General features: G+C 67.5%; 23 protein-coding genes and 1 pseudogene. 15 read left to right on the top strand and 9 right to left on the bottom strand.

Annotation, left to right across the window (positions count from 1 at the left end; translation table 11 throughout):
• Positions 1–40: 40 nt before the first annotated feature.
• A complete protein-coding gene (gene grcC1 / locus A9W95_RS22570) occupies positions 41–1,048 on the bottom strand; it encodes a nonaprenyl/(2E,6E)-farnesyl/geranylgeranyl diphosphat synthase (RefSeq protein WP_067418066.1) in 1,008 nt (335 codons plus the stop codon).
• A 21-nt stretch (positions 1,049–1,069) separates the two neighbouring features.
• Between grcC1 and menJ the strand changes: the two genes are divergently transcribed.
• On the top strand, positions 1,070–2,299 hold the full coding sequence (menJ, locus tag A9W95_RS22565) for a menaquinone reductase (RefSeq protein WP_067418063.1): 1,230 nt from the start codon (positions 1,070–1,072) through the stop codon (positions 2,297–2,299).
• Here menJ and A9W95_RS22560 read toward each other — a convergent pair.
• Positions 2,296–3,699 carry an aldehyde dehydrogenase gene (locus A9W95_RS22560; RefSeq protein WP_067418060.1) on the bottom strand — a complete coding sequence of 468 codons (1,404 nt, stop codon included), beginning with the start codon at positions 3,697–3,699 and terminating at the stop codon, positions 2,296–2,298. The genes menJ and A9W95_RS22560 overlap by 4 nt on opposite strands.
• A 93-nt stretch (positions 3,700–3,792) precedes the next feature.
• On the opposite strand from A9W95_RS22560, the gene A9W95_RS22555 reads away from it, so the two are divergent.
• The 12 genes and pseudogenes from A9W95_RS22555 to A9W95_RS22500 all read left to right on the top strand — a co-directional run bounded on the left by A9W95_RS22555 (position 3,793) and on the right by A9W95_RS22500 (position 12,145).
• On the top strand, positions 3,793–5,061 hold the full coding sequence (locus A9W95_RS22555) for an aromatic ring-hydroxylating dioxygenase subunit alpha (protein ID WP_067418057.1): 1,269 nt from the start codon (positions 3,793–3,795) through the stop codon (positions 5,059–5,061).
• Positions 5,058–5,396, top strand: a complete 339-nt coding sequence (locus tag A9W95_RS22550; RefSeq protein WP_172826689.1) for a hypothetical protein — start codon at positions 5,058–5,060, stop codon at positions 5,394–5,396. The genes A9W95_RS22555 and A9W95_RS22550 overlap by 4 nt, the downstream gene beginning before the upstream one ends.
• Positions 5,393–6,649: an amidohydrolase family protein gene (locus A9W95_RS22545; protein ID WP_067418054.1), complete on the top strand. Its 1,257-nt coding sequence runs from the start codon at positions 5,393–5,395 to the stop codon at positions 6,647–6,649. Before A9W95_RS22550 ends, A9W95_RS22545 begins: the two co-directional genes overlap by 4 nt.
• A gap of 2 nt (positions 6,650–6,651) precedes the next feature.
• Positions 6,652–7,104: a MarR family winged helix-turn-helix transcriptional regulator gene (locus A9W95_RS22540; protein ID WP_067418051.1), complete on the top strand. Its 453-nt coding sequence runs from the start codon at positions 6,652–6,654 to the stop codon at positions 7,102–7,104.
• Positions 7,105–7,201: 97 nt separating this feature from the next.
• A pseudogene (locus A9W95_RS22535) lies at positions 7,202–7,483 on the top strand (2Fe-2S iron-sulfur cluster-binding protein); the annotation flags it as partial.
• The gene (locus A9W95_RS22530; protein WP_067418046.1) at positions 7,480–8,226 is read left to right on the top strand and encodes an SDR family NAD(P)-dependent oxidoreductase; all 747 of its coding nucleotides are present in this window, start codon (positions 7,480–7,482) and stop codon (positions 8,224–8,226) included. The pseudogene A9W95_RS22535 and the gene A9W95_RS22530, both read left to right, overlap by 4 nt.
• A 13-nt stretch (positions 8,227–8,239) precedes the next feature.
• The gene (locus A9W95_RS22525) at positions 8,240–9,508 is read left to right on the top strand and encodes an aromatic ring-hydroxylating dioxygenase subunit alpha (RefSeq protein WP_067418043.1); all 1,269 of its coding nucleotides are present in this window, start codon (positions 8,240–8,242) and stop codon (positions 9,506–9,508) included.
• Position 9,509: 1 nt separating this feature from the next.
• Positions 9,510–9,845, top strand: coding sequence for a hypothetical protein (locus A9W95_RS22520; RefSeq protein WP_067418040.1), 336 nt, complete (start codon positions 9,510–9,512; stop codon positions 9,843–9,845).
• A 29-nt stretch (positions 9,846–9,874) separates the two neighbouring features.
• The gene (locus A9W95_RS22515) at positions 9,875–10,720 is read left to right on the top strand and encodes a TauD/TfdA family dioxygenase (protein WP_067418037.1); all 846 of its coding nucleotides are present in this window, start codon (positions 9,875–9,877) and stop codon (positions 10,718–10,720) included.
• Positions 10,721–10,746: 26 nt separating this feature from the next.
• Entirely contained in the window at positions 10,747–11,064 is a 318-nt protein-coding gene (locus A9W95_RS22510) for a hypothetical protein (RefSeq protein WP_067418034.1), read from the top strand.
• A 53-nt stretch (positions 11,065–11,117) separates the two neighbouring features.
• Positions 11,118–11,798 carry a class I SAM-dependent methyltransferase gene (locus tag A9W95_RS22505; RefSeq protein ID WP_067418031.1) on the top strand — a complete coding sequence of 227 codons (681 nt, stop codon included), beginning with the start codon at positions 11,118–11,120 and terminating at the stop codon, positions 11,796–11,798.
• Between the two features lie 8 nt (positions 11,799–11,806).
• Complete coding sequence (locus A9W95_RS22500; RefSeq protein ID WP_067418028.1) at positions 11,807–12,145, top strand: DUF732 domain-containing protein; 339 nt, start codon at positions 11,807–11,809, stop codon at positions 12,143–12,145.
• 7 nt (positions 12,146–12,152) lie between these two features.
• Here A9W95_RS22500 and A9W95_RS22495 read toward each other — a convergent pair whose 3' ends face one another.
• On the bottom strand, positions 12,153–12,845 hold the full coding sequence (locus A9W95_RS22495) for a demethylmenaquinone methyltransferase (protein WP_067418024.1): 693 nt from the start codon (positions 12,843–12,845) through the stop codon (positions 12,153–12,155).
• Between the two features lie 55 nt (positions 12,846–12,900).
• On the opposite strand from A9W95_RS22495, the gene A9W95_RS22490 reads away from it, so the two are divergent.
• Complete coding sequence (locus A9W95_RS22490; protein WP_067418174.1) at positions 12,901–13,728, top strand: SDR family oxidoreductase; 828 nt, start codon at positions 12,901–12,903, stop codon at positions 13,726–13,728.
• Here the strand turns inward: A9W95_RS22490 and A9W95_RS22485 are convergent.
• The 6 genes from A9W95_RS22485 to A9W95_RS22460 form a co-directional block, all read right to left on the bottom strand.
• On the bottom strand, positions 13,725–14,864 hold the full coding sequence (locus A9W95_RS22485; protein WP_067418021.1) for a glycosyltransferase family 1 protein: 1,140 nt from the start codon (positions 14,862–14,864) through the stop codon (positions 13,725–13,727). The two genes, A9W95_RS22490 and A9W95_RS22485, sit on opposite strands and share 4 nt — an antisense overlap.
• A 61-nt stretch (positions 14,865–14,925) precedes the next feature.
• Positions 14,926–15,414 carry a DUF3592 domain-containing protein gene (locus A9W95_RS22480; protein WP_156746348.1) on the bottom strand — a complete coding sequence of 163 codons (489 nt, stop codon included), beginning with the start codon at positions 15,412–15,414 and terminating at the stop codon, positions 14,926–14,928.
• Entirely contained in the window at positions 15,411–17,060 is a 1,650-nt protein-coding gene (menD, locus tag A9W95_RS22475) for a 2-succinyl-5-enolpyruvyl-6-hydroxy-3-cyclohexene-1-carboxylic-acid synthase (protein ID WP_067418019.1), read from the bottom strand. Before menD ends, A9W95_RS22480 begins: the two co-directional genes overlap by 4 nt.
• Before the next feature lie 45 nt (positions 17,061–17,105).
• Entirely contained in the window at positions 17,106–17,894 is a 789-nt protein-coding gene (locus A9W95_RS22470) for an alpha/beta fold hydrolase (RefSeq protein WP_067418016.1), read from the bottom strand.
• Positions 17,891–18,811, bottom strand: coding sequence for an o-succinylbenzoate synthase (locus tag A9W95_RS22465; RefSeq protein WP_253851736.1), 921 nt, complete (start codon positions 18,809–18,811; stop codon positions 17,891–17,893). Before A9W95_RS22465 ends, A9W95_RS22470 begins: the two co-directional genes overlap by 4 nt.
• A 50-nt stretch (positions 18,812–18,861) precedes the next feature.
• Positions 18,862–20,466 (bottom strand): amidohydrolase, encoded by a 1,605-nt coding sequence (locus tag A9W95_RS22460; RefSeq protein WP_067418011.1) that lies wholly within the window; start codon positions 20,464–20,466, stop codon positions 18,862–18,864.
• Positions 20,467–20,544: 78 nt separating this feature from the next.
• On the opposite strand from A9W95_RS22460, the gene A9W95_RS22455 reads away from it, so the two are divergent.
• On the top strand, positions 20,545–20,936 hold a 392-nt coding region (locus tag A9W95_RS22455; RefSeq protein WP_156746347.1), incomplete at its 3' end, for an AMP-binding protein.

Genomic DNA, 20,936 nt, shown 5'->3' with positions numbered 1-20,936 from the left:
CCCTGTCAACGCCCGGAATCACCGCTGAGGTTCCCCGGCGCTATCCGTGCCGGCTCACGGTGTAGTCGACCAGCGCCTCCAACGCCCGGCGACCGGCGACGTCGGGCAACAGGGCCAGCTCGTGGCGCGCTTGAGCGGCATACTGGGCCAGCACCTCCTTGGCCTTGTCCATTCCGGGCGACACCCGCAACAACCCCAGCGCTTCGGTCACCTGCGCGTCGTCGTGCACCGGACCGGCCAGGAGGGTGCGCAGCCGGTCGCCCTCGGGACCGGTTTCACGCAGCGCATAGAGCATCGGCAGGGTGTGCACGCCTTCGCGGATGTCGGTGCCGGGCAGCTTGCCCGACTCTTCGGATTCGCTGCCGATGTCGATGATGTCGTCGGCGATCTGAAACGCAGTGCCGACGATGCCACCGAGCCGGGCCAACCGCTCGATCTGCTCGTCGTCGGCGCCGGAGAACATTCCGCCGAAGCGGCCGGCCGCGCCGATCAAGCAGCCGGTCTTCTCGTCGACGACCTTCAGGTACTGCTCGATCAAGTCCGCACCTTCGGGCGCTCCGCGAGTTTCGCGCATCTGGCCGGTCACCAGCTGAGCGAAGGTGTCGGCGACGATGCGCACCGCCTCGGGTCCCAGCCGCGACACCAGCCGCGACGCCGTGGCCAGGAGGTAGTCACCGGCCAGGATCGCCACGTTGTTGCCCCAGCGGGCGTTGGCGCTGGGCGCGCCGCGGCGCACCTGCGCCTCGTCCATCACGTCGTCGTGGTACAGCGTCGCCAGGTGGATGAGCTCGACCACCGCCCCGGCGACGGTCACCTCGTCGGCATCCGGGTTGGGCCCGGTCTGGGCGGCCAGCACGGTGAAAAGCGGCCGGAACCGCTTGCCGCCGGCCAGGAAAAGGTGCAGCAGCGACTCGGTCATCACCTCGTCGGCACCGCGCAGTTCGGCGTCCATGAGCTGCTCGATCCGGGCGACACCGGCGCGCACAGTGGCAGCGAAATCCGCGTCACCGAAGTCAACGCCCGCCACCACGGTCGCAGGAGTCCTCATTCGACCAACATACTGGTCAACGTGGAGACCAAGGCGGACGTGGTAGTCGTTGGCGGCGGACCGGCCGGGTCGGCGGCGGCCGCCTGGGCCGCCCGAGCCGGCCGCGACGTGCTGGTCATCGACTCGGCCAGCTTTCCTCGCGACAAGGCCTGCGGTGACGGGCTCACCCCGCGGGCGGTCGCCGAGATGGAGCAGCTGGGTCTGGGCGAGTGGCTGGCCGGGCGCATCCGGCACCACGGGTTGCGGATGAGCGGCTTCGGCGGCGAGGTGCAGGTGCGGTGGCCGGGGCCAGGGTTTCCCGCCTACAGCAGCGCCGTGGCGCGACTGGAGCTTGACGACCGGATCCGCAAAGTCGCCGAGGATGCCGGCGCCCGAATGCTGCTGGGCGTCAAAGTCGTTGGCGTGCATCATGATTCGTCCCGGCGGGTGACCTCGGTGACGTTGACCGACCGCAGCGAGGTGCGGTGCCGTCAGTTGATCGTCGCCGACGGCGCCCGCTCCTCGCTGGGCCGCAAGCTGGGCCGGCGCTGGCATCAGGAGACCGTCTACGGAGTGGCCGCCCGCGGTTATCTGGCCACCGCCCGCGGGGACGACCCGTGGCTGACCTCCCACCTGGAATTGCGTGGACCCGACGGCTCCAAGGACAAAGTGCTACCGGGTTACGGCTGGATTTTCCCGCTGGGCAACGGCGAGGTGAACATCGGTGTCGGCGCGCTGTCGACCACCAAACGACCGGCCGATCTGGCGCTGCGGCCGCTGATCAACTACTACACCGACCTACGCCGCGACGAATGGGGCTTCACCGGCCAGCCGCGCGCCGTGTCGTCGGCGCTGCTGCCCATGGGCGGCGCGGTTTCCGGTGTGGCCGGACCGAATTGGATGCTGATCGGCGATGCCGCCGCCTGCGTCAATCCGCTCAACGGTGAAGGCATCGACTACGGATTGGAAACCGGGCGCCTGGCCGCCGAATTGCTCGACCAGCACGACTTCTCCCAGGTGTGGCCGTCGCTGCTGGCCGACCATTACGCCCGTGGATTTTCCGTCGCGCGGCGCTTGGCGTTGTTGCTCACCTTCCAACGATTCCTGCCCACCACCGGGCCGGTGGCGATGCGCTCGACCCGGCTGATGACCATCGCGGTGCGGGTGATGGCCAACCTGGTCACCGAGGACGACGCCGACTGGGTGGCGCGCGCCTGGCGCGGCGGGGGCCGGGTGTCGCGGCTGATCGATCGCCGCCCGCCGTTCAGTTAGGTCCCGGGTGCGACGGCGACCGATTTGGTGTCGAGGTAGCCGTCCAGCCCTTCGGGCCCCAGATCGCGGCCGTAGCCGCTGCCTTTGACGCCGCCGAACGGCGCGAACGGGTCCATCGTGTATCCCTGGTTGATCCCGAGCGTGCCGGTGCGCACCCGTCGGGCGATGCCCAGTGCCCGCTCGGTGTCGCCGGTCCACACCGCCCCCGCCAGCCCGTAGTCGGAGTCGTTCGCCATGGACACCGCCTCGTTCTCGTCGCCATACGGAATGACGGTGACGACCGGGCCGAAGATCTCTTCGCGCGCAATGCGCATGGCGTTATGGGCGTTGGCGAACAGGGTAGGCCGCACGTACCACCCCGAATCGAGGCCCTCGGGCATGTCTGCGCCGCCGACGACCAGCTGTGCGCCTTCGCGTTGACCGACCTCGATGTAGTCGCGCACTCGGCTCTGCTGGCGCTGCGAGACCAGCGGCCCGAGCTGAGTTTTCGGGTCGGTCGGATCGCCGACCCGGAGTTTCGTCATCTCGGACGCCAGCGCATCGACGTACTCGTCGTGGCGCTGCTGCGGCACCAGCACCCGAGTCAACGCATTGCAGATCTGGCCGCTGTTGGTCAGGCTGGCCGATCGCACCCCCGCCGCGACTTTGGCCGGCTCGGCATCGTCGAGGACGATGGCCGCCGACTTTCCGCCCAATTCCAGGCTGACCTTGGTGAGATTGCCCGCGCACGCCGCCGCGACCGCCCGGCCCGCCGCGGTAGACCCAGTGAACGAAACCTTGTCCACGCCGGGGTGTTTGACCAGGTACTCCCCCACGGCGCCGTCACCGGGGAGCACACTGACCAGTCCAGGCGGCAGATCGAGCTGATCGATCAGCTCACGCAGCAGCAACGCGTCCAGCGGCGATTCCGGAGCCGGCTTGAGCACTACCGGACAACCGGCCAGCAGCGCCGGCACCAGCTTGCCGATGATCAGGAACTGCGGCATGTTCCACGGCACGATGGCCGCGACCACGCCCACCGGTTCCTTGTAAACCTGGACGTCGGCGCCGAAGAATCCCCGGCGCGTCTCCTGCCACGGGTGCCGCTCGGCCAGGTCGCAGAACGCGCGCATCATCATCGCCGGCAGACCGACCTGCGCGCGCTGGGCGAAGGTGATCGGAGCCCCGATCTCCGCGGTGATCGTTTCGGCCATCTTGGCTCGGCACGCGTCGTAGCTGTCGGCGAGCCGGCGAACCGTCGCGATGCGGTCGGCCGGGTCGACGCCGGCCCAGGACTCGAAGGCCGCGCGCGTGGCGCTGACGGCGGCGTCGATGTCGGCCGGTGTCGCGGCAGTGACCTCGGCGATGGCCTGTTCGGTGTGCGGTGAGATGACCTCGAAGACCCCTGTTTCCTGGCCCATCCCGTTCCTCCCACTCCGTAATATCAACTACTTGCGATCGATGAGTCGAGCATATACGGTCGCCCACGAGAGCTGGAACGGACAGGAGCGGTCATGCCCCGATTTCCCAAGCCGCCGGAGGGTAGCTGGACGCAGCACTATCCCGAACTGGGTACCGAACCGGTGTCCTACGAGGACTCGATCAGCCCCCAGATCTACGACCTGGAGCGCGACGCCATCTTCCGGCGCGCCTGGCTCAACGTCGGTCGCGCCGAACAACTTCCCCGCAAGGGCAGCTACTTCACCAAAGAACTCAAGGTCGTCAACACGTCGATCATCTTGGCGCGCAACCCAACCGGCGACATAAAGGCCTACCACAACGTCTGCCGGCACCGCGGCAACAAACTGGTGTGGAACGACATGCCGCTGGAGGAAACCAGCGGAGTATGTCGGCAATTCACCTGTAAGTACCACGCCTGGCGGTACGACCTGGACGGCAATCTGACCTTCGTCCAGCAGGAGAACGAATTCTTCGATCTCGACAAGAGCCGCTACGGGTTGGTGCCGGTGCACTGCGAGGTGTGGGAAGGCTTCATCTTCGTCAACTTCGCGAAGACGCCCGAACAGTCGTTGCGTGAGTTCCTCGGGCCGATGGTCACTGCACTGGAGGGCTATCCGTTCGGGAATATGACGTCCCGGTGGTGCTACCGGTCGGAAGTCAAAGCCAACTGGAAGCTGTACATGGACGCGTTCCAGGAGTTCTACCACGCGCCGGTACTGCACGCGAACCAGTCACCGACGGCGTATTCCAAGGCGGCCGCCGAAGCGGGATTCGAAGCGCCGCACTACCGCCTGGACGGCCCGCACCGACTGGTCAGCACGTCGGGGGTACGGGCCTGGGAGATGGCGGCGGAGATGCGCAAGCCGATCGAAGACATCTGTCAGAGCGGGCTTTTCGGGCCGTGGGACAAACCCGACCTGGGTCAGATGCCGGAGGGGCTGAACCCCGCCAAGTGTGATCCGTGGGGTCTGGACTCCTTCCAGTTGTTCCCCAACTTCGTCATCCTGTTCTGGGGGCAGGGCTGGTATCTGACCTACCACTACTGGCCGACGTCCTATAACAGTCACATCTTCGAGGGGACGCTGTACTTCCCGCAGCCCCGCACCCCTCGTGAGCGGGTCGCTCAGGAACTGGCGGCGGTGTCGTTCAAGGAATATGGATTGCAGGACGCCAACACGCTGGAAGCCACCCAGAGCATGATCGAGTCGCGGGTGATCGACACGTTCCTGCTCAACGATCAGGAGATTCTGCTGCGTCACCTGCACAAAGAGACCGCGGCCTGGATCGACGAGTACCGGCGGATGACCGCGGCGGGAGTGTGAACGCGATGTCTGCCGTGCTGCCAACCGAATTCGCCGACCTAGAGCCGTTCGTCGAGTGGTGTCTGCCGACCGAGCCGCAGCGGTATGCCAAGCGGCTGGCCAGCACGATGGCACAGATGAAGGCCTTCTACGACGCGATCACGCCGCGGGCCGAGGAAGCCCTCGCCTATTGCGACAAGTTCGCCCTCGACGACCTGCCCGAGGATGTCCTCAATCTGATGCACCTGCTGTACTCCATGATCATGGTCTCGTTTCCGGTGGAGTGCTGGAAGCAGCCACGGGTGCCGGACTCCGGCGCTTCGACCCTGGACTGCGTCTCCGAGCCCTACCCGTGACCACCGTCCTGCGGGCGGCCCGCTGGGCCGACGTCGATGCCCGTGAGGTTCGCTCGCCGGCGGTGGTGGTGGTCGACGGTCAGCGCATCGTGGCGGTGAATCCCGAAGCGCCGGTGCCGGATTCGGCCGACGTCATCGAACTCGGGGACGTCACGCTGTTGCCGGGGCTGATGGACATGGAGCTCAACTTGTTCATCGGCGGCCCGGGCGGGCCCGAGGGCTTGCCGGCGCCGATGCACGGGGTGCAAGACGATCCGGCGTACCGCACCCTGCGGGCCGCGGTCAATGCTCGCACCACGCTGGAGGCCGGCTTCACCACGGTGCGCAACCTTGGCCTGATGGTCAAGACCGGCGGCTACCTCTTGGACGTGGCGCTACAGCGGGCCATCGAACAGGGCTGGCATCACGGACCACGCATCTACCCCGCCGGGCACGCGGTGACTCCGTATGGCGGACATCTGGATCCGACGGTGTTCCAACGACTGGCACCGGGCATCATGCCGCTGTCGATTGCCGAGGGGATCGCCAACGGCGTCCCCGACGTAATCGCCTGTGTCCGCTACCAGATTCGCCACGGCGCCAAGCTCATTAAGGTTTCGGCATCGGGTGGAGTCATGTCCCACAGCACCGCCCCGGGCGCCCAGCAGTATTCCGATGCTGAGTTCGCCGCGATCGCCGACGAGGCGCACCGCGCCGGGGTCCGGGTGGCCGCACACGCCGTCGGCGACTCCGCCATCCGGGCCTGCATCCGCGCCGGCATCGACTGCATCGAGCACGGCTTCCTGGCCTCCGACGAGACGATTCAGATGATGGTCGACCACGGCACCTTCCTGGTCTCGACCACCTACCTCACCGAAGCAATGGCGATCGACCGAATCGCGCCGGAGTTGCGCAAGAAGGCACTCGAGGTCTTTCCCCGGGCAAAAGACATGCTGCCCAAAGCGATCGCGGCCGGGGTGCGGATCGCGTGCGGTACCGACGCACCGGCCATCCCGCACGGACAGAACGCCAAAGAACTCAAGGCGCTGGTGGCGCGCGGCATGAGTCCCATGCAAGCAATACACGCCGCGACCGTGGTGGCCGCCGAACTGATCGAGGCCGACCACGAACTCGGCCGCCTTGCCCCGGGCTACCTCGCCGACATCATCGCCGTGCCCGGTGATCCCGCCCGTGACATCGACACCACACTGAATGTGTCGTTTGTCATGCGGGACGGGCAGATCCACCGGTCGCCGAGTCGGACAGGGAGATAGCCATGGAGCTCACCGAGAACCTGCTGTGGCTGCTTAAGCAGGCCTTCTACTTCTCCCTGACCACGGTCAACGACGCCATTAGCGCCCACGGGGTCAGTACCGCGCAGATCGGTGTGCTGCGCCAACTTTCCAACGAGCCGGGCCTGTCCGGGGCCGAACTGGCCCGGCGCTTGCTGATCAGCCCACAGGGGGTCCAGTTGGCTCTTACCGCCCTGGAACGCCAAGGCCTGGTGGAGCGCAAGCAAGACCCGCAACACAAACGCATCCTGCAGGCCTACTTGACCGACCAAGGGCGGAATGTGGTCGCCACCGTGCTCGCCGAGGCCGTCGCGGCCCACGAGCAGGTGTTCGGGGTGCTGACTCCCGACGAGCAGGAGACCTTGCGCGAGTTACTGGCGCGTGTGGTGGAGAAGGGCACCGGCCATGAGCTTTTCAAAGACAACCCGGAGAACTGACGGCGCCCGCACGCCCGTGTCTCTAGTACTTGATATCAATCGCAAGTAGTTGATAACCTAGTCGGCGATGCATGAGTCCTCGCGTACCGCCGCCAAAGACGTCGTCACCGAGGAGGTGGCCATTGAACTGGACCGGCGCTCGATCACGGTGCCCTACTGCGCGGGTGACACCTTGCTGCAAACCGCCCGGATGGCCGGGTTGCAGCCCCCGTCGTCCTGCGAAACCGGTTCCTGCGGAACATGTATGGCCCGGCTGATCGAAGGTTGCGCCCGAATGATCAACAACGACGCGCTCGACGATGACGAGCTGGCCGAAGGATGGGTGCTTACCTGCCAGGCCCTGCCGACCAGCCGCACGGTCCGGGTGGTCTACGAATGAGCGCCCGGGTTGCCGTGGTGACCGGCGGCGCCTCCGGTATCGGCGAGGCCACGTGCCACGAACTCGGCCGACTCGGCCACCAGATCGCCGTGCTGGACCTCAACGAGCAAGCGGCGCAACGAGTCGCGGAAAATCTTCGCGCACAGGGCGTCCCGGCCATCGGGATCGCGACCGATGTCGCCGACCGAGCCGGTGTGGAGCAGGCATTCGCCAAGGTGCGCAGCGAATTAGGACCGGCCCTGGTGTTGGTGACCTGCGCCGGAATGTTCGGTTTCGCGCCGTTCACCGAGATCACCGTCGACTCGTGGACGAAGATCATCGACGTCAACTTGACCGGCACGTTCCACTGTTGTCAGGTGGCGTTGCCCGACATGGTCGCCGCGAACTGGGGACGCATCGTGATGATCTCCTCGTCCAGCGCGCAACGCGGTTCCCCGTTCGCCGCCCACTATGCGGCCTCGAAAGGCGCGGTGATCACCCTCACCAAATCCCTGGCCCGCGAATACGCCGCCGCGGGAATCACCGTCAACAACATTCCGCCGTCGGGCATCGAGACGCCGATGCAGCATCACGCGCAGGCGGCCGGATACCTCAAGTCCAACGAAGAGATCGCCAGCAACATCCCGATCGGCCACCTGGGCACCGGCGCCGACATCGCCGCAGCGGTCGGGTTTTTGTGCTCGGATCAAGCGGCTTTCATCACCGGCCAAGTGCTGGGCGTCAACGGCGGAGCGGTGATGTGAAAGGAGCGAACTGATGACACGATCGGGCCGTCCGGCGGAAGGATCCTGGACCGAGCACTACCCGGAATTGGGCACCGGCCCAGTCTCTTTCCGGGACTCCACCTCACCGGAGTTCTACGAGTTGGAACGCGAGGCGGTGTTCAAGCGCGCGTGGCTCAACGTGGCGCGAGTCGAAGAGCTGCCCCGCGTCGGAAGTTATGTCACCAAGGAGATCGAGGTCGCGCGCGTCTCGGTCATCCTGGTCAAGGGCCGCGACGAAGTGATACGCGCCTTCTACAACGTCTGCCGTCACCGCGGAAACAAGTTGGTGTGGAACGACTTTCCCGATCAACAGACGCGCGGCACCTGCCGACAGTTCACCTGCAAGTACCACGGCTGGCGCTACGGCCTCGACGGTGCGTTGACCTTTGTGCAGCAAGAGTCGGAATTCTTCGACCTGGACGCGGGCGCCTACGGCCTCAAACCGGTGCACTGCGACATCTGGAATGGGTTCGTATTCATCAACTTCGACCCCGAGCCGCGGCAAACGCTGCGGGAATTCCTCGGTCCGATGATCACCGGCCTGGACGGCTACCCGTTCGAAAAGCTGACCGAACGCTACGAGTGGGTCGCGCACAACAACAGCAATTGGAAGATCTTCGCCGACGCCTTCCAGGAGTACTACCACGTTCCCGCACTGCACCCTCAGCAGGTGCCCCCGGAGGTTCGTGACCCCAACGCCGGATTCACTTGTGGGCATTTCCAATTGGACGGCCCGCACCGGCTGGTGTCGACCGCGGGGCGGCGTCGCTGGCTGCTGCCCGAGGAGTTCATGTACCCAATCGAGCGGGCTACTCGCAGCGGGCTGGTCGGCCCGTGGCGCACCCCGGACCTCGGCGAGCTCCCCGGGGGCCTCAACCCGGGCGGCGTCGAGCCCTGGGGAATCAGCAACTTCCAGATCTTCCCCAACACCGAGATCTTGATCTACGGGGGCTGGTACCTGCTCTACCGGTATTGGCCCACTTCCTACAACACCCACCGTTTCGAGGCGTACACGTACTTCCAACCGGCCCGCACCGTGCGGGAACGCATCGAACACGAAGTGGCCGCCGTCGTGCTCAAAGAGTTCGCTCTGCAGGACGCCGGCATGCTCGGCGGCACCCAAGCCGCGTTGGAATACGGCATCGTCGAAGACTTTCCGCTCAACGACCAGGAAATCCTGGTGCGCCATCTGCACAACGTCGTCGTCGATTGGGTGACGGCCTACCAGCGGCACACCGCCCCGGCATCGGTGGGCGTGTGACATGCCGGAAACGTTGCTACCCAGCGCCTTCGCCGAACTGGAGGATTACGCGCAGATCTGGTGCTTGGCCACCGAGACCGAGCGCTGGAACAGACGGCTGTCGAGCACCATGCCGCAGATGCACGAGTTCTACGACGCGTTCTTTCCGCGCCTGGAAGAGGCCATCGAGTACTGCGACAAGTTCCCGCTTGATGACCTTCCCGACGAGGTGACCAACCTGCTGCACCTGATCTATTCGCTGATCATGGTCGCCATGGCGGTGGAGATCATGCACCAGACCACCCCGACCGACGCCGCCGACGCGGTCATGATCCGCACCGACGAACCGGTGCCCTGAGCGCGCATGCTTCTGCAGGAAGGACAATCATGGGTCTGCTGACCATCACCAAGCTCAGCGAGTCCGTCGGCGCCGAAGTCGGCGGCCTGGATCCGCAACATCTGGAAGCCGAGGACACCGTCGCGGCCGCCATTCTGGACGCTCTGGAAGACAACGGTGTTCTAGTCTTTCGCGGTCTGCACCTCGAGCCCGAAGCCCAGGTGGCCTTCTGTCGCCACCTCGGTGAGATCGACCACTCCTCCGACGGGCATCACCCGGTGGCCGGCATCTATCCGATCACGCTGGACAAATCCAAGAACTCCTCCGCGGACTACCTGAAGGCAACCTTCGACTGGCACATCGACGGATGCACCCCGACCGGCAACGAATACCCGCAGAAGGCCACCGCCCTGACGGCCGTACAGGTCGCCGAATCGGGTGGCGAGACCGAATTCGCCAACTCCTACGCCGCCTACGACGCCCTGACCGATGAGGAGAAGGACCGGTTCGCCACCTTGCGCGTGGTGCACTCGCTGGAAGCGTCGCAGCGGCGGGTCACCCCCGACCCGACGCCGGAAGTGTTGGCCCGCTGGCGTTCTCGGCGCACGCATGAACATCCGTTGGTCTGGACCCACGGCAGCGGCCGCAAGTCCCTGGTGCTGGGCGCCTCGGCCGACTACGTGGTGGGCATGGACCTCGAGCAGGGCCGTGCACTGCTCGACGAGCTGCTCCAACGCGCCACCGTGCCCGACCGGGTGTACAGCCATTCCTGGTCGGTGGGTGACATGGTGATCTGGGACAACCGCGGCGTGCTGCACCGCGCGGCCCCCTACGACGCCAACTCGGCGCGCGAAATGTTGCGCACCACCGTGCTGGGCGACGAGCCGATCCAGTAGACCGACGCGAAGACAGGAAGCACGTTATGACCAAGTCGCTGTTGTTCGTCGAAACCAGACCCGAATCACCCGATCTGGTCGACGAGTATCACCGGTGGCACGACGAAGTCCACCTGCCCGAGATGCTCGCGGTGGATGGCTTCGTGTCGGCCCGCCGCTTCGACACCGACGGGGACTCGTTCATCACGCTGTATGAGATCGACACCGATGTTCAGACCGCCCAGGCCAACTTGCGAGCGGCGGTTGCCGAGGGCCGCATGTCCAAACCCGTTGCCGTCCAGACCCAGCCGCCCGCGGTGATGCGGTACCTGACGTTGCGGACCAGCCAGGACCAGAACGGCTAGCAATATATCAACCTCTTTGACATGTAATCCGCGGGCTTGTTATACCTGACTACATGACTGAGTCACCGGATTTCGAATCGGCCTACCGCGGCGAGTCCGCCGATCTCGGCGAGGGGGTGCGGCCGCCGTGGAGCATCGGCGAACCGCAGCCGGAGCTGGCCGCGTTGATCGAGCAGGGCAAGATTCGCGGGGTGGTGCTGGACGCCGGGTGCGGGGAGGCCGCCCTGTCGCTGGCGCTGGCTGAGCGTGGTCACATCACGGTCGGGCTCGACTCCTCGCCCACTGCCATCGAACTGGCCCGCAAGGAGGCGCAGCGCCGGGGATTGACCGACGCCAAGTTCGAGGTCGCCGACATCAGCGACTTCGACGGGTACGACGGGATATTCGACACCGTCGTGGACAGCACACTGTTCCACTCCATGCCGGTCGAGTTGCGCGAGGGATATCTCCGGTCGATCTCCCGAGCGGCCAACACCGCCGCGTCCTACTTCGTGCTGGTGTTCGACAAGGCCGCGGTGCCCGAAGGGCCGATCAACGCGGTCACCGAGGAGGAACTGCGCGAGACCGTCTCCAAGTATTGGGTGGTCGAGGAGATTCGCCCCGCCCGCCTCTACGCCAGGGGCTCCAAGGACTTCTTCGCGCAGATGGGCATGACCGAGGTCCGCGAGGAGCGCGACGGGCTGGTCTCGATGGGCGGTTGGCTGCTATCCGCCCACCTCGACGCGGGAGTATAGTCAGGCTAATGAAGGGGACGAGCTTCGCTGCCGGCGTCGCCTTGGCAGCCGCCACCATTGCATTAGCCGCTCCGGCGCAAGCCGACGATTACGACCAGGTCTTCAACAGGACCCTCAACGGCTACGGCATCTACGGTCCGCAGGACTACAACGCCTGGCTGGCCAAGATCAGCTGCGAACGGGTAGGCCGTGGAGTGGATGGCGACGCCTACAAGTCGGCGACGTTCATCCAGCACAACCTGCCGCGCGGCACCACACAGGGGCAGGCCTTCCAATTCCTCGGCGCCGCGATCGACCACTACTGCCCGGAGGCGGCCGGCTTCCTGCAGCGCGCGGGCACGTCGTAATCCGTCTTCAGCGCAGGGGTTTGTACCCCGCGTGCAGTGCCACGATGCCTCCGCTCAGGTTGCGCCACCGCACCGCCGCCCAGCCAGCCCTCGAGATCTCGTGTGCCAGCGTCGCCTGGTCCGGCCAGGCCCGAATCGACTCGGCGAGATAGACGTAGGCCTCGGGGTTGCTGGACACCGCTTGCGCCATCCGCGGCAACGCCTGCATCAGATACTCCTTGTAAGCGGTGGCGAACAATTTGCTTGTCGGAGTTGAGAATTCGCACACCACCAGCCGCCCGCCGGGCCGGGTGACGCGGGCCATCTCGCGCAGCGCCGCCTGCTGATCGGCGACATTGCGCAACCCGAAGCTGATGGTGACGGCGTCGAACACCTCGTCGGCGAACGGCAGCTTGGTGGCGTCACCGGCGACCTTGGGCACCTGCCGCGCGGCTCCGGCGGCGAGCATCCCCACGGAGAAGTCGGTGGCCACACACCAGGCACCGGATTTCTGCAACTCCACGGTGGACACAGCGGTACCGGCGGCCAGATCGAGCACCTTGTGTCCCGCCCGGACCTGTAATGCGGCCCGGGTGGCCTGTCGCCAGCGCCGGTCGCGCCCCAGCGAGAGCACGGTATTGGTCAGGTCGTAGCGTCGGGCGACGCCGTCGAACATGGACGCGACGTCGCGGGGGTCCTTGTCGAGGGCGGCGCGGCTCATCTTGTCGACGCTACCGCGCGGGAATGCCGCGCCGGTCGATGCGTTGCAAGAAACCGTGAGCGAAAAAGTTTGGTTCATCACCGGTACATCACGCGGTTTCGGGCGCCAGTGGGCGATCGCCGCGTTGGAGCGAGGCGACAAGGTCGCCGCCACGGCGCGTAACACCGCGACACTGGACGACGTGGTGCAGCGCTTCGGCGACGCGCTGCTGCCCATTGGCCTGGACGTGACCGACCGCGAGGCGGACTTCGCGGCGGTCAAGCAGGCCCACGACCATTTCGGGCGGCTGGACATCGTGGTCAACAACGCCGGCTACGGCCAATTCGGGTTCATCGAAGAGGTCTCCGAGCAGGAGGCGCGCGATCAGATCGAAACCAACGTGTTCGGGGCGCTGTGGGTCACCCAGGCCGCGCTGCCCTACCTGCGCGCCCAGCGCAGCGGGCACATCATTCAGGTGTCCTCGATCGGCGGCATCACGGCCTTTCCCGATGTCGGCATCTACCACGCGTCGAAGTGGGCGCTGGAGGGCTTCTCTCAGGCGCTGGCCCAAGAGGTCGCGTCGTTCGGGGTGCACGTCACGTTGATCGAGCCGGGCGGTTTCGACACCGACTGGTCCGGGTCGTCGTCCAAGCGCGCCGAACGGCTGCCCGACTATGCCGAGGTGCACGCCCAGCAGGACGAATGGCGCAGTCAGCGCTGGGCTAAGCCGGGAGACCCGTCGGCGTCGGCGGCCGCCGTACTCAAGGTGGTCGACGCCGAGGAGCCGCCGTTGCGGGTGTTCTTCGGCTCCGGGCCGCTGCAGCTGGCTCGGGAAGACTACGAAAGCCGGCTGCGCACCTGGGAGCAGTGGCAGCCCGTTGCCGAGTTGGCGCAGGGAGACTAGGCGTAACGCCGCAGCATGCCGGCGCGTCGCGGCTCGGCCACCACGGCGTCGTAGTGGCCGAGTAGTTCCTCGCAGATAGCGGGCCAGCTGCGGCCCAGCACGCTGCGCCGCGCCGCCAGCGCGTAACGGTGGCGTTCGGCGAGCAAGTGGTCGACCGCGGCGGGCAGCCGCGCTTCGAAGTCGGCGACCGGCAGCAACAGACCGGTGCGTGGGGTGACCAGGTCGCGCGGGCCGCCGGCGTCGGGCGCGATCACCGGCAACCCCGACGCCAGCGCTTCCTGCACGACCTGACAGAACGTCTCGTGTTCACCGGGATGCACGAAAACGTCCATGCTGGCATAGGCGGTGGCGAGTTCCTGGCCGTACAGCGCGCCGGTGAAAACGGCATTGGGCATTGCCTTTTCGAGTTTGCGGCGGTCCACCCCGTCACCGACGATGACCAGTTGCACGCCGTCTCGGGCGGCGAGCACCGCCAGCCGCTCCACGTGCTTTTCCGGCGCCAGTCGCCCGACGAAGCCGACGATCGGCTTGCCGTGCGGCGACCACTGCTGACGCAGCGCCTCGTCGCGCGCCGAGGGCACATACCGGATCAGGTCGACACCGCGGGCCCATCGGTGCAGCCGCGGGATACGTTGCGCGGCAAGGGCTTCCATCGTCGGTGTGGAGGGTGCCAGGTTGCGGTCGGCAAGGTTGTGCAGATGGCGGAACCACGCCCACGCCGCTCGTGTCGTCACGCCGATGCCGTAACTGGCCGCGAATCCCGGTACGTCGGTTTGATAGACGGCCACCGTCGGCACGCCCAGCCGGCGCGCGGCCCGCACCCCGCCGTAGCCGAGCAGGGCCGGGGAGGCCAGATGGATGACGTCGGGGTCGAATCCGCGCAGCACGCCGACCATGCGCGGGGTGGGCACACCCAGCGGCAGCGTGGTGACCTTGGGGAACATCCGCGACGGGGTGCGGTGCACCCGTACGCCGTCGTGCAACCGGTCGGCGCGGGGCTCCCCCGGCGGCGCGTCCGGCGCGATGACCAGGGCCTCATGCCCGGTGCGTCGCAAGTGCTCGAGCACCCGGACCACCGAGTTACTGACGCCGTTGACCTGGGGCAGGAAGGATTCGGCGACAATCGCAACGCGCACGCCACCACGGTTTCAGCGCCGCCTGTCGCGGAGGTTGCCGACTGGCGTACGCGGCGCGAAATTAACGCGTCAGCCGCTTATCCAGCAGCGCCAGCGCCACCAGCGCGATCGCGGCGGTCACCCAGGCCACCACCGCGATGGACCCGGCGGGAATGATCGACAGGCCGGCGTTGCGGTGCTGCACGCGGACCAGGTTGGGATCCCTCTTGTTGTATTCGACGTAGATCCGCATCCCGGTGGCCAGCTCAGAGGGATACAGCACCCCCAGTTCGGGCCGGTAGGTGACGCGGTCAGGGGTGACGAACTCGATGGTGGAGCGCCGCGGGCCGGCGCTGAGCACCTCGGCTTGGGCGACACCCATGTTGCGGTCGATGGCCAGGTCATTGCGCCAGGCCCCGGCCACCAGCAGCACCGACTGCAAGGTGACCAGGACCGTCACGATCAGCACCGCGATGCGCACCCAGCGCACCACGATCCGGGACCGGGTGTCTGGCATATCCTCGCTGGTGCCGTGAATCAGGATGCGCCACAAGGCTTTCGGCGACTTCACAAAGCTGCCTTGATGGAGGCGTGCAACTGGCGCAGGGAAGACCGGTCGGCCTTGACCTCCAGCACCCGCAGCCCCGCCCCGCGCTCGTCCAGGGCCTCGTGCAGTTGCTCGGCCTCGATCTGCCGGCTCTCCACGTGATAGGCGCGGCATAGCGCGCCGACATCCACGTCGTGCGGGGTGCCGAAGATGCGCTGGGACACATCGGAGAACCGCGGGTCGCCCTGCTCGAGCAGCTCGAAGATGCCGCCGCCGTTGTCGTTGGAGACCACGATGGTCAAGTCGCGCGGGGTGGGTTCGGTGGGACCGATCAACAGCCCCGAACTGTCGTGGACGAAGGTCAGGTCCCCGATCAGCGCGACGGTGCGCGGCGGCCGGTCCGGGTCACCGGCGCGTTCGTGGGCCAGGGCCGCGCCGATGGCGGTGGAGACGGTGCCGTCGATGCCGGCCACGCCGCGGTTGGACCTGACCTTGATGCCGTGGTTGTTCAGGCCGACCAGCGCCGCGTCGCGCACCGGGTTGGAGGCACCGAGCACCAGCTGGTCGCCGGGGGTCAGTGCGTCGGCGACGGCCGCGGCCACATGCAGTCCGGTGGTCAGCGGATGCGCGGCGAGCTGGCCGCGTACCGCGGTCACCGCGTGCCGGTTGAGTTCGGCGCAGCGCTGCAGCCACGCCGGGTTGGGCGCACCGGAGGTGACGGCACGGGTGCCGGTGGCCTGGGAGTTGCCCGAGACGTCCGGCCAGCGCGGCCCGGTGGTCAACGCGAACACCGGCACCTCGGCGTCTGCAAGCAATTTGGAGACCGGTCGGTGCAGCGTCGGACGGCCCAACATGATCACTTGCTGGGGCCGTAGCAACGGCAGCGCCAGCGGGTGCAGCGGGTTTTGCGGGGCCGGCGCCGTCGGTTCGGCGACGGTCGGTAACTCGGCCAGGTTGGGGTGTACGCCGGCGCCATGCCCGGCGATGACGACGGTGTCGGGTGTGACGTCGATGTCCAGCGGCTGGTCGAAGGTGACCGGCGGGGTGTAGGTCCACGGCCTGCCGTCGGGGCGTCCCGGCGGGATGGCGGCGCCGGGCGGTTCCGGGTCGGGCACCAGCGGTTCGCGCAGCGGGATGTCGAACTGCACCGGGCCGGCGTTGGCGGTGCGCGCCCCGGTGGCGGCCACCAGGACGCGGCAGGTGGCCGACCGCCAGGTCGCGTTGAGCGCCGCCAAGCGTTCGGAGGCGTCCTCGGCCAGGCCGAGGCTGATGGTGGCGCGGACTTGGGAGCCGAAGTAGCCCAGCTGCTCCATGGTCTGGTTGGCGCCGGTGCCCAGCAATTCGTAGGGCCGATTGGCCGAGAGCACGATCAGCGGCACGCGGGCGTAGTTGGCCTCGATCACGGCCGGACCGAGGTTCGCCACGGCGGTGCCCGAGGTCATCGCGACGCACACCGGCGCGCCGGCCCCGACGGCCAATCCGATGGCCAGATAGCCGGCGGTGCGTTCGTCGATGCGCACGTGCAGCCTCAACCGGCCGGCCCGGTCGGCGTCCTGCAAGGCGAAGGCCAGCGGCGCGTTACGCGAACCCGGGCAGAGCACGACGTCGCGGACTCCGCCGCGAATCAATTCGTCGACGACGACGCGGGCCTGTGTCGTCGAGGGGTTCATCTGTCCAGAGTGGCACAACCGGCCAAGGAGCCCATATCGCCGGCCTCAGCCCTTGACTCCCGCGAAGAACTTGAGCACCGCGGCGTTGACCGCGTGCGGCCGCTCCAAGAACCCGAGATGGCCGGCGTCCGGTATCTGCAGGAACCGCCCGTTGGGCAACGCTTCGGCCACTTCCCGGCCCAGGTACGGCGGCGTCACGACGTCGTCGGAGAAACCCATCACCAGCACCGGCGCGGCGATGTTGCGGTAGGCCGGCAGGCGGTTGGTCTGCGGGGAGACGTCGAGCTGGGCGCGGAAACCCGGGGTGAGCTTGGTGGGCCACATGCTGAACATGGCGATCCAGTCGGCCACGGCGGCGTCGTCGTTGAGGGTTTTGCGGGAGAAGTTCTCCAGCAACCGGTTCTTCGCGTCGTAGGTGGCCGGCAGCTGCACTCGGGCCGCGTCGAGGTCGGCCTCGGCCTGGTGGAAGAACTGCCGCGAGCGGTCCAGCCGGCCGCGGGTGGCCATCAGCACCGCGGAGCTGACCAGTTCGGGGCGCACCACCATGAGTTCCTGGGCGATGAACGAGCCCATCGACACCCCGACCACCCGCGCGGGCGCGATGTCGAGAGCTTCGATGAGCGCCGCGGTGTCGTTCACCATTGTCTGGGTGGTGAATCCCTCGGCGTTTTCGGTGGCGCCGATGCCGCGGTTGTCGAAGGTGATGCAGCGATATCCGGCGTCCAGAAAGGCGGGCACTTGGTGTAACTGCCAGGTGCGTCCGGCACCGCCGCGGCCGGCGATAAAGACAACCGGCTCACCGGTTCCCTTGTCGTCATAAGCCAGGTTGATCACCCGGACGACGGTACAAGCAGCGGGTAGCAGTCCTTGACCCGGTCGATCCACCACTGTCGCCGCCGCGGGGGCGCCGCCAGGGCCTGCAACCGGGCGGCCTCGGGCACGACGGGACCCACCGCAAGGGTGCCGTCGACCGGGACGACGGGCGCGGTGACGTCGTCGACGAACAGGCCTGCGGTGCCCAAGCCGCAGGCGTGGTGCAGGTGCGGCAGCGCCGCGGCGGCCAGCAATCCGCGGCCAATCCCAACGGCGGAGTCCAGCGCGCTGGAGATGACGACCGGGATGTCGATCTGTTCGGCGATGGCGAGCAGGGCCGAAACACCGCCCAGCGGGGCGACTTTGAGCACCGCGATGTCGGCGGCGCCGGCGCGGACCACGGCCAGCGGATCCTGCGCCTTACGGATACTTTCGTCGGCCGCGATCGGCGGCAGGTCCGGGCGTCGACGCAGTTCGGCGAGTTCAGCGACGCTGGCGCAGGGTTGTTCGAGGTATTCCAGCGGCCCGTCGGCGCTCAGCGCGGCCGCGGCCCGTACCGCTTGGTCGACGGTCCAGCCGCCGTTGGCGTCCACCCGCACGGTCGGGACCAGCCGCCGCACGGCGTTGACCCGCGCGACGTCGTCGGCCAGCGTCTGTCCCGGTTCGGCGACCTTGACCTTGGCGGTGCCGGCGCCGGGAAAGCGGGCCAGCACGTCGGGCACCTGGGCGGGGGTCACGGCGGGCACGGTGGCGTTGATCGGGATGCGCTCGCGCAGCACCGGCGGCGCCGGGCGGTAGGCGGATTCGATGCCCGCGGCCAGCCAGTGGGTGGCCTCGGCCGGACCGTATTCCGGGAAGGCGCCGAACTCGCCCCAGCCGGCCGGCCCGTCGATCAGCGCTACTTCACGAGTGGTGATGCCCCGGAAGCGCACCCGCATCGGCAGGGCGACGACGTGCAGGCGCTCCAGTAGGTCGTCCAGCGCGGGGGTCACGGCGCGTACACCTGGCGACCCGCCAGATAGGTGGCGCGCACCTGCAGGTCGGCGATCTGGTCGGCCGGCACGGTCCGCGGATCGGCCGACAGCACCACCAGGTCGGCGTACTTGCCGACCTCTAGCGAGCCGATCACCTCGTCGGCCTGCAGTTGCCAGGCGGCGTCGATGGTCTGGGCGCGGATCGCTTGCTCGACGGTCAGTCGCTCCTCGGGGGCGAGCACCCGTCCGCTGGGCGCGGTCCGGGTGGCCGCCACGCTGATGTTGCGCAGCGGCTCCTCGGGGGTGACCGGTGGGTCGTTGTGCAGGGAGATGCGCATGCCGGCGGCCACCGCCGATCCAGCGGGCATCCAACGCGAGCCGCGTTCCGGTCCGAACAGGCCGTCGACGATGACGTCGCCCCAGTAGTGGATCTGGTCGACGAAGATGCTGCAGGTGACACCGAGTTCGACGGCTCGGCGGAGTTGCTCGGGGCGGATGGCGCCGACATGTTCCAGCCGCAACCGGTGATCGGCGCGCGGGTGTCGGCGCAGCGCCTGTTCGTAGACGTCGAGGATGGTGTCGACGCCGGCGTCGCCCTGGACATGGCACGCCATCTGCCAGCCCCCCGGGAAGTACGCCTCGACGATCTCGGTCAACTGTTCGGCGGTGTAGTTGGCGCAGCCGCAGGAGCCGGGCGGCACCCCGATGGTGCGGGTGGCCTCGGTGTCCAGGTACGGAAACGACAGGGCGATGTTGCCGATCCACGGCGAGCCGTCGACCCAGATCTTGATGCCGACCTGGCGCAGCATGTCGTCGCCCTGACCGGGGGTGGCGTCGGTGGCCAGCTGAGTGTTGGAGATCTCGTAGGTGCGCAGCCGCACCGTCAACCGGTCACGCAACTGCTCGACCAGCGGCCGAAACGACGGGTCGAACGCCATCTCCGAGCACGTGGTCAGCCCCGCCTGGTTGAGGCGCGCGCATTCGGCCAGCAGCATCGCCGGGTAGTCGCTGAGCTGGATGGCGCCGCTGAGCAGCGGGAAAACCGCACCGGTCTCCTCGGCGGTGCCGTCGAGCTCCCCGTCGGCGTCGCGGCCGTATCTGGCGCCCTTCGGATCGGGGGTGTCGCGGGTCAGACCAGCGCGGCGCGCGGCGTGGGAATTGAAGAAGGCCTTGTGCCCGGAGTTGTGCATGATCACCAGCGGCCCGTCAGGGGCGATGTCGTCGAGCCAGCCCAGCGTCGGATCGGGAAGTCCGAGCTGCAGCAACGGGTCCCAGCCGTTCAGGTAGGCCCCCGACGCACCGCGAAGCGCGGCCTCCCGGCGGACCGCTTGCACCACCTGCCCGGCGTCGCGCAGGGTGACCGGTCGGATGTCGACCAGGCGGTCCGACAGCGCAATCGCCTCCATCAGCGGATGCCCATGTGCCTCAACGAAACCCGGCATGACGCACCCGTTCCCGACGTCGACGGTCTGGGTGTCGGGACCGATCAGACCGGCCACGTCGGAGCGGTCACCGACGGCGAGGATCCGGCCGTCCGCCACGGCCAGCGCCTCGGCGGTCGGGCGTGCGTCGTCGACGGTCAGGATGGTTCCGGTGATGACGACGTCTGCGGCGGCCATGAGCAGTAAGGCTAGTGGTGATGGGCGTGTTTGGAGGGTAGGGCTGACCGGAATTGCAACACGTTCTAGTCTTTGCACATGAGTGACGATCTGCTCCGCAACCCGACCCATAACGGACATCTGCTGGTGGGCGCGCTCAAGCGCCACAAGAACAGGCCGGTGCTGTTCCTCGGCGACACCACGCTGACCGGCGGTCAGCTCGCCGAGCGGATCAGCCAGTACATCCAGGCATTCGAGGCGCTGGGCGCCGGCACCGGCGTCACCGTCGGCCTGCTCTCGCTCAACCGACCCGAAGTGCTGATGATCTTGGGCGCCAGCCAGACCCAGGGATACCGGCGCACCGCCCTGCACCCGCTCGGCTCGCTGGACGACCACGCTTACGTGCTTTCCGACGCCGGCGCCACCGCGCTGATCATCGACCCCAACCCGATGTTCGTCGAACGCGCGCTGGGGTTGCTGGAAAAGGTGGA

Origin of the sequence: Mycobacterium sp. 1423905.2, assembly GCF_001673155.1 — a bacterium.
GTDB lineage: Bacteria > Actinomycetota > Actinomycetes > Mycobacteriales > Mycobacteriaceae > Mycobacterium.
This window is presented reverse-complemented; position numbering and strand designations above follow the sequence as displayed.